Genomic DNA, 16,346 nt, shown 5'->3' on the forward strand with positions numbered 1-16,346 from the left:
AAGTGAACAACCTAAAAACAGTCAAGATGTGCGTTTAAAACATAAAAACCAACATGAACACATCATTAGTTGCAAGTAGGCTTAGTAACACACTAATAATTATAATATTTAAAGGAAGAAGATGAGCAATTCCAAAGATGCTTATGCAGACAATGATCTGCGGGAAGTCAAACAGCTTGGCATGTGGGCCTCCATAGCCAGCTTGAGTTATATTTTTTGGATAGTCGGTGGCATGGAGCTCGTCGAGCGTATTGCCTACTATGGTGTTAAAGCCAGTGCGGGCCTGTATGCCAAAGCACCGGTATCCGAAGGTGGCCTAGGGATCAGCCTCAGCGACTATGGTGTGATTATCGGAATTTGGGCCATGATGCAGACATTTATCCCGGTATTTACCGGCGGTATCTCAGATCGCGTCGGCTACAAGGAAACCATTTTTGTCTCAACGATAATCAAGATTTGCGGTTATCTAGTGATGGCCTTCTTCCCCAGTTTCTATGGTTTCCTCTTCGGCGCCATATTACTCGCCGCCGGTACTGGGGTATTTAAACCTGGTATTCAAGGCACACTAGTACTGTCAACCGGGAGGCAGAACACCTCTATGGCCTGGGGGATATTCTATCAGGTGGTGAATATTGGCGGCTTCTTAGGTCCCTTGGTCGCCGTGCATATGCGTCAGCTATCCTGGGATAATGTGTTTTTTGCTTGCGCAGCCATCATCTCGTTTAACTTCCTTTTCTTACTCGCCTATAAAGAGCCAGGCAAAGAGGCACGCCTAGAGCGTAACCGTAAGATTAAATCCGGTGAAATCCATCAGGTCGCACTCTGGAGAGACGCCCTCCACGAACTAAAGAAACCTATCGTCATCTACTACATGTTGGTATTTGCGGGGTTCTGGTTCCTGTTTAACTCACTGTTTGATGTGTTACCGATCCATATTGCCGAGTGGGTCGATACCAGCGTTATCGTGACCTCATTGTTTGGCCCGGAAGGGACATCAAACGGGATATTACAATTCTGGCTGGGGCTGGATAACACCGGCACTAAGGTCATGCCAGAAGGCATGCTCAACCTCAATGCCGGCATGATAATGACCTCATGTTTCCTGGTCGCCGCCCTCACGGCTAAATATCGTATCACCACGGCAATGTTGGCTGGCTGCCTGCTGAGTATCTTGGCGTTCGTCGTTATTGGCGCCACTAACACCGCCTGGATGATGGTATTGGCTATCGTCATGTTCTCCTTCGGTGAGATGATGATCAGCCCGAAGAAGAATGAGTTTATGGGTAACATAGCCCCGGAAGGCAAGAAAGCCATGTATCTGGGCTTTGTGATGCTCCCCCAAGGCATAGGCTGGACACTGGAAGGTTTCTTCGGCCCTAAACTGTATGAGATGTATGCATCGAAGGAGATCTTTTCATTAGACCTGCTCAAAGATCGTGGCATGAGCGCCAGTGATGTGAGTGCGATCCCACAGGGTGAAGCCTTCACAACACTCGTCGCCTACACTGGCGAGCCGGCTCAAGCGCTAACGACGCTGATGTACAATAGCCATAATATCGGCATGGCCTGGTATATCATAGCGGCCATTGGCACCATTTCCGCCGTGGGTATCTTCCTCTACGGTAAATGGTTATTGAATCTACAGAGAAGTTTATAGTCTGGAAGGCTGAGCAGATTGACAGAAGAGGGGCTTAGGTCCCTGTTCACTTTTTAATGCTAAAAATAGCCATCTATGACGTTTCTTACGCTCACCTACAGGTAAAATAGTGCGAGCCTACTCGGGCGTTAAGTACCTGTTCTAGGCAAAGTAAATGGCACTCACACCACAGTGCAATACCCATGGCTACGATCATAGAGTCAGTCGACAAGCAGTCTGCGTGATGGATATTGATAGGATGCGGGTCATACCGACCCCCATCTGGCCTAAGTTGCTGCGGGCCTCAGATAAAAAATCCGTTCTGTCTAACCAAATATACCGTTAACTTCTGCGGCGCTAAGCTCCCGGCTCTCTCCCTCGTTTAGGTAGGCATCTAATATCAGTTCCCCAACCGAGCAGCGATGTAGATCTATGACAGGATTTCGAAAACGGCCAAACATACGTTTAATCTGGTGATACTTGCCTTCGGTCAAGGTCACTTCCGCGACATATTCAGCGATAATCTCAAGCTTGGCCGCTCGAGTCGTTATATCTTCAAATTCAAAGTAGAAGCCCTCGGCAAAAGCTTGAATATAGGCTTCAGACAGTGGGTTTTGCAGTGTCACTCGGTAACGTTTCTCGACTTTAGATTCGGGAGACATCAGTTTTCTAGACCAGCGACCATCATTGGTCAGCAGCACTAATCCCGAGGTATTCAAGTCGAGTCTACCGACGATATGCAGCTCAGATTTAGCAGCATGGGATAACAGGTCGATCACTGTCTTGTGTTTATCATCCTTGGTCGCACTCACCACACCCACAGGTTTATTAAGCATCACATAGCTGGGAGTATTATTCTTAAGCACCCTGTCATCGAGTGACACATGGGAAAATTCATCCACCAGCTGCTGTGTGTCTTTGGCCACTATGCCGTCGACTCTGACCCGGCTCTGCGCGAGCATCAAGCGTATATCCTTACGCTTGATCTTAAGCTCACTGCTGAGGAACCTGTCTAATCTGGCACGTTTAGATTCCATTGACTATTGAGCCGCAGGATTAACTGCAGATAGAGGCGTCACTCTATAGGCGCAGCGCCTAGCCCCCTCGATGATATGCTCTTCACGGCTGACGCTAGCCTCATCGCTCAACAGCGTTTGAAACAAGTTAAGCTCGGAGCGGCAGAAATTAACACACTTGCTGGCAGCGGCGCAGATTGGACAATGATTTTCCATTAACCAATAACAAGACTCATCTTCGACTATGCTAGCCATATATCCCTCACGGCTTCTCAGCTCGGCTAGGGCATTAAGTTTATCGATAAGACTGGTTTTGTCTAACATGCTCTGTCGATAGAGTGAGAGTGAGGCTTGCTCCCTGTGGGTTATTAACTTTTCTAGTCCGCTATCACCAAATACTGTGATAACGGAATCTATCAACTGCACCGAGAGCTCTTCATGGCGATCGGAGAAGTGGCTATTACTCTTAGATGTCAGCGACCAAAATCGAGTCGGGCGCCCACGAGCCGCCTTCTTATCTTCGAAGATCACATCGCCATCATCTTCTAAACCTTGCATATGCTGACGCACACCCATGGTCGTCAGAGACAATTCACTGGCTAAGACCTTAGCAGTGAGGGGACCTTGAGCCTTGAGCAGTTGAATGATTTTTTCGCTGGTTTTCATGATGCCTCTCTACAACTTTCTTCACCCTTACATTATTACCGATCCTGATATTAAGTAAACATTTTTATTTACTTTAATCCTCTACAATATTAAGTAAAATATTTACATTACAAAATAATTAATAAGTAAAAAAGTTTATTAAATGAAATGACTCATCGTCAGCGGTAGCCAAAGAACCGACTCACAGAGTGCCAAGGTCGCAAATTATCTCGCTAAACAGGCTACTGAGTGCCAACAGGTGCGCCATATAGAGCTTTGCCGTTACGACCTCGCTTTTTGGGACGGTGAGCAGGAAAGTAAGCATAGCCAAGCCTCAACTACAATCAGACATAGACACAAGCATCAGCCATACCCAAGACAGCAAGAATACTGCTACGGCATGTGAGCCCATAAATAGAAGTTAGAAGTTAGAAGTTAGAAGTTAGAAGTTAGAAATGAGTATCTAGGTGCTCGGCGCGCCATCGAATAATAAAGTCAACATGAGGAGCAAGACATGCTACATCTGGAACATTTAAATTTAGTGGTTGAAGATATTTCAAGGTCACTCACCTTCTATCAAGCAGCCTTGCCCCATTGGTCAGTACGTGGTGGCGGAGAAGGAACCTGGCATGGGAAACCTAGGAACTGGGTACACTTTGGCGACGATTATCAATATCTCACCTTCAATGATGATGGCGTAGGTCAAAATCGCGATCTCTGTGGTCACCAAGTCGGCTTAGCTCATTTTGCCTTTGTTACCGATAATATCGATGCCGTGATCGCACGCCTGGCTCTGGCAGGCTTCCAGGCTGACAAAGATGGCACCATCGATGAATTTAGAAGAAACATCTATTACCTAGATCCTAACGGCTATGAAGTCGAATTCGTGCAGTACCTGAGTGATATCCCGTCACAAAGAAATAGATATGATGAAGCTTAATGGCAGGAACTAGATAATATGGCCATATCCACTTGAAAAAGATACGGCCCAATTTTAGGCGATGTGACCGAAGAAACCTATGGAAAACACATCACTTTAACCAAATAACTAATGCCAACAAGACGAGATAGAAGAAAAACCCTGAAATATAAGCCGAGAAAAAATCATTTCTCGCTAATCTTTTTTCACTGCTAAACACACCAGGTGCGAAAAGAGGCTTCTTAATTCGCCCAAATGACACCAGTCTTAACACCAGGGCACCTGTCGTGTATAAAACGAAAGAAAGTAAACAATCCCAGAAAAACCAGAAGAACAGCTCGGCTATGCTACCCATTAACATATCTTCTCCTTAATCTATTATCGACAAGTATCCAATGTACCCGCCCTTGGTGTAAATGTCATGTTAAGATTTGTTACCTGTAGGTTAACTCAAGATGTTCCGCTAATTTGAGACACTCGACCGAAGGATTAACTCAATTTATAGACTCCATATGCTCCTTCCATGGAAGTCAGGTTCAGGAGGTACAGCCATGGACGGGTGAAGGCAGAATAATGCAGGAGTCATTGTCGAGCGCTACGCAAGAACTTGTTGCCGAGATTAACGATTAGCTTCAAGCATCCACAAGCCACATGCATGGACCTGTGAATGTCTATATATTGCCTACAGCGCTTTGAACTCCCGCTGCTAGCTTACATTATGAGTCGGATTGGTATTTAGGCAAACATGGCCACTATGACACCAATCAATCCCGCAACCACGAGTCCGACATTGCTAAAAAATGTCAGCGCAAAACCCAGAGTACGGGATTTAGGCTCATTAAAATACGCGATGGCAAATACCTGACGACCAATTAAAAACAGCACACCAGGCAGTACAACCCAGAGGCTGCTGACGTAATGAGAAAAAATCAACATCCCAGGGATAAATACCACCAGCTGTTCCAAGGTGTTTTGTTGGATACGAAACATACGTTCCCAGGTTTCATCACCTACGGTCTTTGGGGACAATACCTTATATTTTTCACGGGACTTGCCAACTTTGAGTGTTAACAATAAGTATTGTACCAGTGCAAGCAATATAATAACGATTGAAATTTCCATCAGTGCTCCTTAAGCTAATTTCGCTTTATTTAAATTATCTAAACAGCCTTTCCAGCCCATTAGGTGGCGTTCTCGTAAGGCTTGTTCAACAAACTCACTGTGTACCAGTGTGAGGTGACTTTTACACTCATCTATCGCACTAAATAACACTGTGACTAATGTGGTGTTAGGGCTATCTTCCCAACGCCAGGTGAAAATTAATTCTCGATTTAACACTCCGAAATAATATTATCTAGCTCATCCATGCGTCGCTGCCAGAAGTATCGGTAGACGCTAATCCAGTCCAAGGCGCCGACTAAGCGCTCGGGTACCAGCATTAAATAATGACAACGCCCTTGTATGCGTCTTTTCACTAACCCTGCCCGCTCCAGCACTTTCACATGCTTGGAGATGGCCGCCATTGAGATGGGAAAAGGCTCAGTGAGTTCAGACATTGTTTTTTCCCCCATTGACAGCATATGGACGATTTCTCGACGCGTGCTGTCTGCCAGGGACATAAAAACCAAGTCTAGTGGATCTTTGCCGTTGGTGTTCAAGGTTAACCTCGCTTTTAACCGTACGCTTGATTATATCGCCTAAAACCCTAATACTCAACCAAACGGTTAAATATAAAGCCACCTCAGTAACCGCCCGTGTTCTGCAACGAGTATTGCCCAAGAGATTTGGGCTGAGATAGGGTAAACTCTGGCTAAATTTGATAACAGCTTATGCTTATGAACTCCTCTTACAGCTACACGACTCAATATTGTCTCGATAAGGCTCATTTTAGTGAATGCTTCGATGAGTCAGTCACCATCGACACCTCATGGCGCCCCTACACCAAGGCATTAGGCTTCTTTTTTGTCGGCGTCGCCCTGCTGCTCACAGGCATGAATGCCTATGCTTCCTGGTTTGTTATCGGACTAGGTGTCTTGGAATGGGGTAATGTGAAGTTTAAGAAGACCTGGTGGCTCTGGCGACAGATGATGAGCAAAGCGGCCGGAAATGAAGTGACACTCACCTTAGATGAACAAGGGATCAGCAGCCACTCCTTCTATGTTAACAGCCAAATATTGTGGAGTGATGTCTCTGAGATAGTCACTACAGACAGGGGCTTGCTCATAAAACATCCTGGTGGCACCAGCTATGTGTCTAAACAAGTACTCGACGAAACCGCACTCGCCTTTATAAACAGTAAAGCCTAGATATTGCATCAAGACGGCATTTAACGATTTTATGCATCTTTAACGTTTGCCATGATAAACGCGTCGACATATTCACCACCTCTAAAGGCGTAATCTCTGGCTTCTCCCTCTATGATGAAGCCATTACGCTTATAGAGGGCGATGGCTACATGATTATCGGTATAGACCTCAAGCTCAATTCTTCTTATGGCAAGCCAGTTAAACGCTAATTCCACCATGGCTTTAACCATAGCCTCTCCCACTCCTAACCCCTGAAACTTCTCATCTACCGCCATCCCGATATTGGCGACATGCTTACGTCTTGGATTGGTCATCACTTCCATGCCTATTTGTCCCGCCACCACACCATCGATGACAGCCACTAAGCTATGAACGTTTTCCGGAAGCTCACTGAGCCGCTTCTGCCAACGCTGTAAAGAGGGGAAAGGATGCTGCAAGGTACCGCTATAACACGAGGGATGAGCATAGATATTCTTGATCGCCCCTATGTCATCGAGATCACTATGACGAATTTCGATGACCTTATCATCTTGTATATGCATGCACCCACTCCATTAATTTATAATTTATATACAAAACACTATGCCATCATTTGTTTATTAACACTCTTTGTTTCTAGCTAATCTTAACCTAAGCCTTCAGGTTAACGCTTGGCCAGCACTTGCCAGCGCTGCTCCTCGTTGCCCATGGCAAGCATCTTAGGCGATGTTTGCTGAGCCGCCGTAAACGCCTCTTTATGCGCCCAATCAAACCAGTTGATATCGATTAATGCTTGGGCGGTAGGCCCGCCTAAGGTGTTACCTGGGCCAAGCACTATGACCTTATCCGGGGCAAATTCTTTCACCGCTACCTGAATCGCCTTGGTAAAATCATAGGGCTGAGTGACCTGTTCGCCTAAGGTGTACTGCCGCAATGCCGAGCAATCAGTGCCATAGGGGGTCCAAATTCTACCGGCGCCATCGATCATGGGGATCTTGGGTTTAACAAATAGCGACTCTCCCAGAGAGGCTAGGCCTTTCTCGGACACTCGCGTTAACAAGGGTGAATGGAAAGCGCCATGATTATATAACCGCATAGGATAGCGTTCGTCTATCTGGGGCAGCATCTCCTCGGCTCGTTTCAGCCCAGCTTCATTTCCCGCAAGCACCCGATAGCCTCCAAGATAGATAGAGGTAAAGAGTTCACAGCCCTCTGCATCACATATGGTCTCGATTACCCTATCGATGAGGCCAGATATGTTGCTGTCCCGCCGCCACAGTTCATCGTTCTCGGGATAGATAAGTTGGCCGCCAATGAGGCCATCTTGCATCATGGAGCCCATGGTATTGATCACATCGATGGCGGCATCGGCATCCAAAGCGCCGGCGCAGGCCATGGCAATATACCAGCCCATAGAATTACCGGTTACCGCCACCACCTCATAGCGCTCGGTATCGATATCCATAAAGTCACATATCGAGCAGGCATAGATGAGGGCAGAGGCATTTTCCCCTGGGGTATGTTGTTTAAAGGAATATTTAGCCGCAGCATCGATTTTAGCTATCCCCGTCTGCTTTAGCTGCTCTCGGTATTGATCTATCGCGGTAATAAAGGCCTGCTTATCTGAATGAAGACGTTGCAGGTATCCCAGTTCATCCTTGTTATAGCAACCTCGGCCTGGGGCAACCACCACGACTCGCTCTCTTGGTTTATTCACCGCCTGCTCGGCGCTATCGATTGCCGCCACTTGCGTTCCCATATTAAGAGTCATATTAATAGTCATATTACAGGGCCTCTTTGAGCAACTGATGTTCAAGCTCTCTACCCATCAAGGCCAAAGCGGCCTCCACTATGGTGTCTTTGCTCGGTAGGGGTAAGGTTGCCGCATCGGCTAGCGGGATAAAGCAATCCTCGGCGGTTAATCTGGCCAATGGCGGGCATTCATTGCCGAGTGCCTCATGGAACCCTGAGATTAACGCCTCACTGATGGAGCCGGTTTTTCTACACTCATCGACAATCAAGATATGCTGACACGCTTTGGCGCTATCGATAATCGCCTCAATATTCAGCGGCGCCAGCCAACGAATGTCGAGCACACGCACCTTGAGCCCTCTCGCCGCTAATAACTTCTGCGCCTGACGACTCAGATAGTAACCGTTGGCATAACTGATGATACACAGGTCTTGGCCCTCCCCATGCTGAGCTATCTCCCCTAACGCGACTGGCTCAGCCTCCTGCTCAGGCAGATAACGGCTGCACCAGAGGCCATCATCTTTACTGTGCAAATCTTTGGTCATATACAGGGCGATGGGTTCGAGGAAGATCACCAGCCTCTGCTCTTCTCGGGCTAAGCGTACGCACTCCCTCAGCATCTCGACCGCATCGTGACCATTTGACGGACAGGCGATGATGAGTCCGGGTATGTCCCTGAACACGGCGAAGGAGTTGTCGTTATGAAAATGGCCGCCGAAGCCTTTCTGATAGGCCAGGCCCGCAATTCTAATCACCATAGGGTTGGTAAACTGGCCGTCGGAGAAGAAAGGCAAGGTCGCCGCCTCGCCTCTGATCTGATCTTCGGCGTTGTGTACATAGGCCAAAAATTGGATCTCTGGGATCGGCAAGATACCGTTATGCGCCATGCCGATGGCGAGGCCCAAGATAGAGGTCTCATCCAACAGGGTGTTGATCACTCGATTAGGACCAAAGCGCTCGACCAGACGTGAAGTCACATGGTACACACCACCTTTCTTACCCACATCCTCGCCGCAGACCACAATATTGCTGTATCTGGCCATCAATTCCGTCAATGCCAGATTAATCATCTTGCCCATGTGCACCGGCTTGCTCAAGGATTGCTTATCCGCCTTCAACAAAATGCTTCTGCGCTCCGCATCTAAGTAGGGGACAGGCTCTAGCCTACGCTTTGGCGGCACTATGGCTGCCATAGCCTGCTTCACGTCTCTGAGCTTGGGCCGGGTCACGGCGATACGCGAAATGGCCTGGATACGCACCTTGAGACTAAAATAAACAGCGACTATCTGCTCGCTAGTCATCAATCCCGCTTCAATGAGTTGTTGAGCAGAGACCAACAAGGGATCTTGAGATTCATTATCGAAGATCTGCTGTTTGTTCATATAGGCTATCTCGGCATCACTGCCGGCATGCCCCATCAGGCGAACAGTGCGGACATGTAAGAACACGGGTTTTCGATGCACACGAGCAAAGTCGGCCGCCGCCCTACTGACCTTGTAACAGTCGAGAATGTCCCTGCCATCACAAGAAAGGTACTTAAGCCCGGGTCTCTGACTGAAGTTAGCCGAGATCCAGCCCTTGGGCGTCGGTGTCGATATGCCGATACCATTGTCTTCACAGATAAATACTAGGGGCATGGGGACTTGTTGGTACGCGGCCCAACAAGCCGAATTTATCGCACTCAGGGCGCTGGCATGATTAGCCGAGGCATCGCCGAAGTTGCACAGCACTAGGCTGTCTTTGGGCATATTAGCGGCCAATGACAAACGTTCGGTCAACGGAATACTCAAGGCGGCCCCAACGGCTTTGGGCAGATGAGAGGCTATGGTCGAGGTCTGCGGTGGAATGTTGAGGCGTTTACTGCCCAATACCTTATGCCGGCCACCCGAGGTAGGATCGTCACTGGATGCGGCAAACGAGAGCAAGATATCGTACAACAGGGTCTCACCTGGGACCTGTCTGCCTCGCTCCAACATGAAGGCGCAGCTACGATAATGCAGGAACGCCATATCAGTGACTTTAAAGGCCAGTCCATAGGCGGCATTGCCCTCATGGCCTGAGCTGCCTATGGTGTAGAAGCCCTGATTGCGGCCCTTCATCTGCCTCGACTCGAGATCCAACAGACGGCTCTTAAGCTGAGACTCGAACATGCCGATGAAATCGCTGTCGGTTAAGCCTATCTTGTGATGGTCCCAACCTTCACCGATATCGCTAAATGCTTGCTGCTGAACTCGCTCGACGAAACGACGATCCAATACCTGGGCTCTATCTTCCATAATGCCTACTTATTTGATACCAATGCCAAAGACAAAAAAGGAGCCCTAGGCTCCTTATTATTGCGTCTTACCCAAATGCCTGAATGCCTGTCTGCGCTCGACCTAAGATAAGTGCATGTATGTCGTGAGTGCCCTCATAGGTATTCACCGCCTCCAGATTCATCACGTGGCGTATGACGTGGAACTCATCTGAGATGCCATTACCACCGTGCATATCCCGAGACAGTCGGGCAATATCTAACGCCTTGCCACAGGAGTTGCGCTTGATCAAAGAGATAGCCTCCACAGGTAAGGCATCTTGATCCATCAGACGCCCGGCCTGTAAGCAGGCAAATAAACCTAAGGTGATCTCTGTCTGCATATCTGCCAACTTCTTCTGGATCAGCTGATTGGCCGCCAAGGGACGATTAAACTGGATCCTGTCCAAGGTATATTGGCGCGCAGCATGCCAACAGAACTCAGCGGCGCCAAGTGCGCCCCAGGCGATGCCGTAACGCGCCTTGTTCAAGCAACCAAAAGGCCCCTTCAAGCCCTCGACATTGGGTAATAACGCAGATTCAGGTACCTCGACATTATCCATCACAATTTCACCTGTGATAGAGGCCCTAAGAGAAAACTTGCCCTCTATCTTAGGCGCACTCAAGCCCTTCATACCTTTTTCCAGGATGAAGCCGCGGATTTTTCCTTCCAGCTTACCCCAGACAATAAACACATCGGCAATGGGTGAGTTAGTGATCCACATCTTGGCACCATTGAGGCGATAGCCGCCGTCGATGCGCTCTGCTCGGGTCTTCATGCCTCCTGGATCTGAGCCAACATCGGGCTCGGTCAGACCGAAACAACCAATCCACTCACCTTTAGCCAACTTTGGTAAATACTTGAGCCTCTGCGCTTCACTACCATAGGCATAGATGGGATGCATGACTAAGGAGGACTGCACACTCATGGCGGAGCGGTAACCGCTATCGACTCGCTCAATCTCGCGAGCCACCAGGCCATAACTGACATAATTGACATTGGCACAGGCATATTTTTCAGGCAAGGTTGCCCCCAGCAAACCGAGTTCGCCTAACTCATTCATGATCTCCCGATCGAAGTGTTCGTGTCGGTTGGCCATCAATACTCTGGGCATGAGTTTGTCCTGGGCATAATCGTGAACACTGTCGCGGATCATGCGCTCCTCTTCCGAGAGTAAGGCGTTAAACTGCAGGGGATCGGTCCAATCGAAATGCACTCTTGCCATGATATTGTCCTTTGAATTGTGCTGATAGCTGAAAATAGGCAATCTTGAGTCTACAAAATAACCATTTCCTAATTTTCTTAGCATAGGCATAATTAGCCATTAGGAGAAATATTCTTTTTCTTTAGCATCTATAGCTAATACCTATATCTAACCTAGAGGTTAACTTGAATCTAAGATCGCTCAGTTATTTTGTCGCCGTGGTAGAGAGAGGCAGTATTAGCGGTGCCGCCAAAGTATGTTTTGTCGCCCAGCCCTCTATCTCAGCCGCAATATCGCAACTAGAGGCCCGGCTAGATACGCAGCTGTTCCATCGTCATGGAAAAGGTGTCAGCCCCACAGATTCCGGGCTTAGGCTTTATCCCCTGGCGCAAAAACTGCTCAATGAATCTCAGGCCATCGAATCTCTGTTCAAACAAGCGCAACAGCAGACTCCCTTTAGACTCGGATTAATCCGCTCCTTAGGGGTCCATAGGATGAGTGGACTACTGAAAGATTTTACCCATGCCTGTGCTGACATGGAGCTCACACTCGTCGAAGCCAACGAATATGCCGAAGCGAGGATCATTACCACCAGCGATCTGACCACTGGGGAGGACTTTTATCCTATCTGGCATGATGACTATCTACTGGCCATTCCCTCTTCATTTAGTTTGAGTTTACAGACCCAGATACGCTTACAGGATTTAGATCAACAAGCCTTTATTCACCGTGCTCCCTGCGAGGCCCTCTCGAGCCTGCAACAATTAATGGATCTCGAAGGGATACAAGTACAGGTCAGGGCCAGAATTCAGACCGTCGAATATGCGGTAGGTTTAGTCGCAGCAGGCTTAGGAATCGCCTTAGTGCCGGCACTTCCAGCCTTGCTTGAACAGAGAAACATTAGCTTTAAACCACTTCAGGATATCGAGTTTAAGCGAACTGTCGGGCTAGCCCTGCCTAGAGACACCAAATTAAACGAGCAACAGATTCAATTACTCAAGATATGCAAACAGCCCAGGCACTAGGCAAGCAATCGGCAGCCAATAACACCAAAAAACAACACAAGCACAACACTAAATTGCCACATCAATCACAATGTCAAGCATAAAACACACCCACAGGAAACAATGCCACCCAGTTTGTATCAGTTTGCATCAGGAGAACTGAAAACCCTACCTAAAACTAGCACAGGTGATACTCTGTTACTCGATATGTTAATTCTGTGATGAGTATATAAACGAGCAAGATGAAAAACCTAAATGTGCTGCTGTTAACCTGTATTCTCTTTCCTATTTTTGCATGGGCCGACCCCGTCGACTCCTGCGGAAGTGAATACGAGTGTATCGAAATAGGCAGATGGGATATTGGCTTGGCATTAGGTTACGGCTCCCGCAGTAACCCTCTTAAAGATTATGAAGATATCCCTATTTACCTAGCACCTACTTTCGCGTATTACGGCGATAACTGGCACTTCGACAATGGTAATTTCGGCTATACATTAGTCGAAGATGAAAAATATACCATCAACCTGACCACGAGTTTCAGTAATGACAGTGCCTTCTTCCGTCGCTGGGATCCATCTAATATTTTTTTAACAAATAACAATGACTTAGATCTTAAATCCTTTTCTATCCGGACCCAGCCAACAGTCATAGAGGAAGATCAAGGCGTCCCCACTCCCGATGAACTCGAGACCCGCCACTTTACCTATCTAGGTGGGGTTGAAGCCTATATTTACACTCGCATTGGCATACTCAACCTGTCTCTAGCCCACGACCTGCTCAATGTTCATCGAGGCACAGAGGCCAAATTAAAGTGGCTCTACAATCATTCGATAGAGGAGTGGAAATTTGAATTGGCTCTAGTACTCGATTGGAAAAGTGAGGAGGTCGTTGACTACTATTACGGTATCAGGCCCTCCGAAAGTGCTTACTGGAGTGAAAATTTCCAGGCGAGATCGGCCATCAATACCGGCATAGAATTGACCAGCCATTATGTACTGACAGAACATTGGGAACTGCTTTTTCTCGCTAGGTACACACAGCTCGCCGATGAAATAGTAGCGAGTCCCCTGCTTAATGAAGATCATACCAGTACCTTCTTCGTCGGCACTGCCTATAGGTTTTAATACGCGTGTTGAATCAGCTACTAGTACCATTATTTAGATTGTTACCCTTGGGAATGCTCTCTCTGGTAAGCGCCTTAGCCGCGGCAGAAGAGGAGCTAGACCTGGGTGCTATACTCACACTTTCCACCGAGTTTTGCATCACATCTGCAGATGAAAATGTGTGCCAACTCACCCTAGTGCTAGAGTGGGAAAACGAATTTATAAGACCCATCTGTATCTTGTCTGACTACAAAGAGATGGCAAAATGGTGTGCCGAGTCAGCGGAAACTCATTCATTAACATTAAGTATCAGTACAACTGACGATATTCATTTTGTGATGATTGATAAAGAAACACACCAAACACTAGCTGGAGTCAAACTCAAAGTTACACCGGCCGCAGAGCCAAAAGTGCGACGACGCTACCGCAACCCATGGAGTTTATTCTAATGACCGACCCCCAATCTACCCATAGAGTATTACTGGTAGAGGATGATATTCGTCTTGCCAATCTGATTGTGGATTATCTAAAGTCGCATGGAATGCATGTTGAAGTAGAACGCCGAGGAGATACTGTATTGACTCGGTTAATCAACTATAAGCCCGATATCATCTTGCTAGATATCATGTTGCCAGGAATGGACGGCTTAACCCTGTGTGAGAAACTACCCGATTACTTTGCCGGTCCTATCCTACTGATGAGCGCACTCGGCTCTAATGAAGATCAGATCAAAGGCTTAGAGCTTGGCGCCGATGATTACGTCGTTAAACCTGTAGAACCTGCCCTGCTTATCGCTCGGATTAACAATCTACTACGCCGCACCGCTAAGCCGCCAAAAGTAGAGTCGCACTGCTTAAGTTTTGGTAAACTCAGTATAGACCCCCATACGCAAGCTATCCGCTTGGGCGATATTGAGGTCGACTTGACTAGCCATGAATTCGAACTCTTATGGCTACTGGCCTCTCAGGCTGGGCAAGTATTGAGCCGCCAATATATCTATCAATACCTACTCAATATCGATTTCGATGGTAAAGACAGAAAAATAGACGTGCGTATCTCTCGCTTAAGAAAGAAATTAGGGGATAATATTGAGACTCCATTTAGGATCAAGACAGTTTGGGGCCAAGGCTATTTGTTTGCCCCAGAAGCTTGGACTAGCTAAGTCTCGACTAGCTGCAGCTAATTTTTACGGAACTAAACGTTGAAACGACTCTTCATCAGCCTATACCTACTGGTAAGCCTTAGCTTCTTAGGGATAGGCTGGACACTCGACAGTATTTGGCAGAACAGTGTCGAAGACAGTGGTGCAATGGATGCACCATTGGTTGCGTTTGCTCAGCTACTGGCCAAAATCCCCCAGCAAGACCGTAAAAAATACCTAGATCAACTAGATCACAATGCCGAATACCCGCTCAAATTGGTCGATGCCAGCCAGATCTCTCTATCGCCAGAGAGCGAGTTAACTTCTGGCCAGATACTCATTGCATCCCAAGGTGATGATCACGAACTCCACTTCATTAAAGTGGGCCAACAGGTATTGATCGCCGGTCCCATAGAGATCGATCCTATGGCGAGCCTTAGAAGCTTGTTTACGCTATTTTTCTATCTTTCTTTTGCCCTTGTCACCTTGATATGGGTCTGGCCACTGTCGAGAGATCTCAAGACGCTAAAGAGTGCTACCCGTGAATTTGGCCAAGCCAAATGGGATACCCAAATAGAGCTCTCCCCACGTTCTCAGGTATTACCATTAGCCATGACATTTAACGAGATGTCGCAACAGATCCGCACACTGATCGAAAATCAAAAGCATTTATCCAATGCCGTCTCCCATGAGATCCGTACGCCTCTGGCCAGACTTAAATTTGCTATAGCGTTAATACCACAATATTGCCAATCAAATTCAGATCCTGCACGCAGGGATGAATTTCTCGATGAGATGCAGCAAGATATCAAAGAGATGGAAAACTTACTGGAAGAGTTACTCACCTATGCCAGCTTAGAGTCTAAACAGAAGGACATTCTATTTGAGCATTGTGCTCTCGAACTGTTAACAGAGCAGGCCATTGAGAAACTCGCCTCTTCGGTCAGTGCCCCGATCGAATTTATCAAGCCAAGCGAACCCGTTTATATTATTGGCGATTCCCTTCTGGTAGAGAGAGCCATACAAAACTTGATCACCAACGCACAACGATTTGGGCGTCAATCAATTAAGATTGAAATTAAGCAGAGCGAGCAACAAGTATCTCTATCTATCACAGATGATGGTCAAGGGATCCCAATTGAAGATCAAGGTAAGATATTTGAACCTTTCTACCGCAGTCAATCGATTCAAAATGGTAATAAAGGCCACGGCTTAGGATTAGCAATCATCAAGCGTATCATGGACGGACATGAGGGTAAGGTGACAGTCGAAAGCACTGCTGGCCATACCTGCTTTACCTTGTACTGGCCGATAGTGACATCGACAACAAGCCATAAATAGATGTTA

At 47.3% G+C, this 16,346-nt stretch carries 19 protein-coding genes; 9 read left to right on the forward strand and 10 right to left on the reverse strand.

Annotation, left to right across the window (positions count from 1 at the left end):
- Nucleotides 1-121: 121 nt before the first annotated feature.
- Both HRU42_RS03440 and HRU42_RS03445 read left to right on the forward strand, forming a co-directional pair.
- Nucleotides 122-1,657, forward strand: coding sequence for an MFS transporter (locus tag HRU42_RS03440; RefSeq protein ID WP_295028946.1), 1,536 nt, complete (start codon nt 122-124; stop codon nt 1,655-1,657).
- A 154-nt stretch (nt 1,658-1,811) separates the two neighbouring features.
- The gene (locus tag HRU42_RS03445; RefSeq protein WP_295028947.1) at nt 1,812-1,982 is read left to right on the forward strand and encodes a hypothetical protein; all 171 of its coding nucleotides are present in this window, start codon (nt 1,812-1,814) and stop codon (nt 1,980-1,982) included.
- On the opposite strand, the gene HRU42_RS03450 is transcribed toward HRU42_RS03445, so the two are convergent.
- Both HRU42_RS03450 and HRU42_RS03455 read right to left on the reverse strand, forming a co-directional pair.
- On the reverse strand, nt 1,963-2,673 hold the full coding sequence (locus HRU42_RS03450; protein ID WP_295028948.1) for a pseudouridine synthase: 711 nt from the start codon (nt 2,671-2,673) through the stop codon (nt 1,963-1,965). The two genes, HRU42_RS03445 and HRU42_RS03450, sit on opposite strands and share 20 nt — an antisense overlap.
- Nucleotides 2,674-2,676: 3 nt before the next feature.
- Nucleotides 2,677-3,318: a metalloregulator ArsR/SmtB family transcription factor gene (locus HRU42_RS03455; RefSeq protein ID WP_295028949.1), complete on the reverse strand. Its 642-nt coding sequence runs from the start codon at nt 3,316-3,318 to the stop codon at nt 2,677-2,679.
- Nucleotides 3,319-3,811: 493 nt separating this feature from the next.
- Between HRU42_RS03455 and HRU42_RS03460 the strand changes: the two genes are divergently transcribed.
- Nucleotides 3,812-4,237, forward strand: a complete 426-nt coding sequence (locus HRU42_RS03460; RefSeq protein WP_295028950.1) for a VOC family protein — start codon at nt 3,812-3,814, stop codon at nt 4,235-4,237.
- 91 nt (nt 4,238-4,328) lie between these two features.
- Here HRU42_RS03460 and HRU42_RS03465 read toward each other — a convergent pair whose 3' ends face one another.
- From HRU42_RS03465 to HRU42_RS03475, 4 genes are all read right to left on the reverse strand, one after another.
- A complete protein-coding gene (locus HRU42_RS03465; RefSeq protein WP_295028951.1) occupies nt 4,329-4,577 on the reverse strand; it encodes a hypothetical protein in 249 nt (82 codons plus the stop codon).
- 374 nt (nt 4,578-4,951) lie between these two features.
- On the reverse strand, nt 4,952-5,338 hold the full coding sequence (locus tag HRU42_RS03470; RefSeq protein WP_295028952.1) for an MAPEG family protein: 387 nt from the start codon (nt 5,336-5,338) through the stop codon (nt 4,952-4,954).
- 9 nt (nt 5,339-5,347) lie between these two features.
- Nucleotides 5,348-5,554: an SRPBCC domain-containing protein gene (locus HRU42_RS21145; protein WP_367227136.1), complete on the reverse strand. Its 207-nt coding sequence runs from the start codon at nt 5,552-5,554 to the stop codon at nt 5,348-5,350.
- A complete protein-coding gene (locus HRU42_RS03475) occupies nt 5,548-5,835 on the reverse strand; it encodes a helix-turn-helix transcriptional regulator (RefSeq protein ID WP_295028996.1) in 288 nt (95 codons plus the stop codon). The genes HRU42_RS21145 and HRU42_RS03475 overlap by 7 nt, the downstream gene beginning before the upstream one ends.
- Nucleotides 5,836-6,051: 216 nt before the next feature.
- Here HRU42_RS03475 and HRU42_RS03480 point away from each other — a divergent pair, with 216 nt between their 5' ends.
- Complete coding sequence (locus tag HRU42_RS03480; RefSeq protein WP_295028997.1) at nt 6,052-6,522, forward strand: YcxB family protein; 471 nt, start codon at nt 6,052-6,054, stop codon at nt 6,520-6,522.
- Between the two features lie 29 nt (nt 6,523-6,551).
- On the opposite strand, the gene HRU42_RS03485 is transcribed toward HRU42_RS03480, so the two are convergent.
- The 4 genes from HRU42_RS03485 to HRU42_RS03500 all read right to left on the reverse strand — a co-directional run bounded on the left by HRU42_RS03485 (nt 6,552) and on the right by HRU42_RS03500 (nt 11,772).
- Nucleotides 6,552-7,064 (reverse strand): GNAT family N-acetyltransferase, encoded by a 513-nt coding sequence (locus tag HRU42_RS03485; RefSeq protein WP_295028953.1) that lies wholly within the window; start codon nt 7,062-7,064, stop codon nt 6,552-6,554.
- A 101-nt stretch (nt 7,065-7,165) separates the two neighbouring features.
- Nucleotides 7,166-8,284, reverse strand: a complete 1,119-nt coding sequence (locus HRU42_RS03490) for an ACP S-malonyltransferase (RefSeq protein WP_295028954.1) — start codon at nt 8,282-8,284, stop codon at nt 7,166-7,168.
- Nucleotide 8,285: 1 nt separating this feature from the next.
- A complete protein-coding gene (locus HRU42_RS03495) occupies nt 8,286-10,529 on the reverse strand; it encodes a thiamine pyrophosphate-dependent enzyme (RefSeq protein WP_295028955.1) in 2,244 nt (747 codons plus the stop codon).
- A 67-nt stretch (nt 10,530-10,596) separates the two neighbouring features.
- Nucleotides 10,597-11,772, reverse strand: coding sequence for an acyl-CoA dehydrogenase (locus HRU42_RS03500; protein WP_295028956.1), 1,176 nt, complete (start codon nt 11,770-11,772; stop codon nt 10,597-10,599).
- Between the two features lie 164 nt (nt 11,773-11,936).
- On the opposite strand from HRU42_RS03500, the gene HRU42_RS03505 reads away from it, so the two are divergent.
- From HRU42_RS03505 to HRU42_RS03525, 5 genes are all read left to right on the forward strand, one after another.
- On the forward strand, nt 11,937-12,776 hold the full coding sequence (locus tag HRU42_RS03505; RefSeq protein ID WP_295028957.1) for a LysR family transcriptional regulator: 840 nt from the start codon (nt 11,937-11,939) through the stop codon (nt 12,774-12,776).
- 221 nt (nt 12,777-12,997) lie between these two features.
- Nucleotides 12,998-13,879: a MipA/OmpV family protein gene (locus HRU42_RS03510; RefSeq protein ID WP_295028958.1), complete on the forward strand. Its 882-nt coding sequence runs from the start codon at nt 12,998-13,000 to the stop codon at nt 13,877-13,879.
- Between the two features lie 5 nt (nt 13,880-13,884).
- Nucleotides 13,885-14,307 carry a DUF3019 domain-containing protein gene (locus HRU42_RS03515; protein ID WP_295028959.1) on the forward strand — a complete coding sequence of 141 codons (423 nt, stop codon included), beginning with the start codon at nt 13,885-13,887 and terminating at the stop codon, nt 14,305-14,307.
- The gene (locus HRU42_RS03520; RefSeq protein ID WP_295028960.1) at nt 14,307-15,020 is read left to right on the forward strand and encodes a response regulator; all 714 of its coding nucleotides are present in this window, start codon (nt 14,307-14,309) and stop codon (nt 15,018-15,020) included. Before HRU42_RS03515 ends, HRU42_RS03520 begins: the two co-directional genes overlap by 1 nt.
- Nucleotides 15,021-15,059: 39 nt before the next feature.
- A complete protein-coding gene (locus tag HRU42_RS03525; RefSeq protein WP_295028961.1) occupies nt 15,060-16,340 on the forward strand; it encodes an ATP-binding protein in 1,281 nt (426 codons plus the stop codon).
- Nucleotides 16,341-16,346 lie beyond the last annotated feature (6 nt).

Source organism: Shewanella sp. (assembly GCF_013214165.1).
Lineage (GTDB): Bacteria > Pseudomonadota > Gammaproteobacteria > Enterobacterales > Shewanellaceae > Shewanella.

What these genes read in the sequence shown, in the direction of transcription:
- HRU42_RS03440 (WP_295028946.1), top strand. Translation starts at nt 122, where the DNA reads ATGAGCAATTCCAAAGATGCTTATGCAGACAATGATCTGCGGGAAGTC.
- HRU42_RS03445 (WP_295028947.1), top strand. Translation starts at nt 1,812, where the DNA reads ATGGCACTCACACCACAGTGCAATACCCATGGCTACGATCATAGAGTC.
- HRU42_RS03450 (WP_295028948.1), bottom strand. Translation starts at nt 2,673, where the DNA reads ATGGAATCTAAACGTGCCAGATTAGACAGGTTCCTCAGCAGTGAGCTT.
- HRU42_RS03455 (WP_295028949.1), bottom strand. Translation starts at nt 3,318, where the DNA reads ATGAAAACCAGCGAAAAAATCATTCAACTGCTCAAGGCTCAAGGTCCC.
- HRU42_RS03460 (WP_295028950.1), top strand. Translation starts at nt 3,812, where the DNA reads ATGCTACATCTGGAACATTTAAATTTAGTGGTTGAAGATATTTCAAGG.
- HRU42_RS03465 (WP_295028951.1), bottom strand. Translation starts at nt 4,577, where the DNA reads ATGTTAATGGGTAGCATAGCCGAGCTGTTCTTCTGGTTTTTCTGGGAT.
- HRU42_RS03470 (WP_295028952.1), bottom strand. Translation starts at nt 5,338, where the DNA reads ATGGAAATTTCAATCGTTATTATATTGCTTGCACTGGTACAATACTTA.
- HRU42_RS03475 (WP_295028996.1), bottom strand. Translation starts at nt 5,835, where the DNA reads ATGTCCCTGGCAGACAGCACGCGTCGAGAAATCGTCCATATGCTGTCA.
- HRU42_RS03480 (WP_295028997.1), top strand. Translation starts at nt 6,052, where the DNA reads ATGAACTCCTCTTACAGCTACACGACTCAATATTGTCTCGATAAGGCT.
- HRU42_RS03485 (WP_295028953.1), bottom strand. Translation starts at nt 7,064, where the DNA reads ATGCATATACAAGATGATAAGGTCATCGAAATTCGTCATAGTGATCTC.
- HRU42_RS03490 (WP_295028954.1), bottom strand. Translation starts at nt 8,284, where the DNA reads ATGACTATTAATATGACTCTTAATATGGGAACGCAAGTGGCGGCAATC.
- HRU42_RS03495 (WP_295028955.1), bottom strand. Translation starts at nt 10,529, where the DNA reads ATGGAAGATAGAGCCCAGGTATTGGATCGTCGTTTCGTCGAGCGAGTT.
- HRU42_RS03500 (WP_295028956.1), bottom strand. Translation starts at nt 11,772, where the DNA reads ATGGCAAGAGTGCATTTCGATTGGACCGATCCCCTGCAGTTTAACGCC.
- HRU42_RS03510 (WP_295028958.1), top strand. Translation starts at nt 12,998, where the DNA reads ATGAAAAACCTAAATGTGCTGCTGTTAACCTGTATTCTCTTTCCTATT.
- HRU42_RS03520 (WP_295028960.1), top strand. Translation starts at nt 14,307, where the DNA reads ATGACCGACCCCCAATCTACCCATAGAGTATTACTGGTAGAGGATGAT.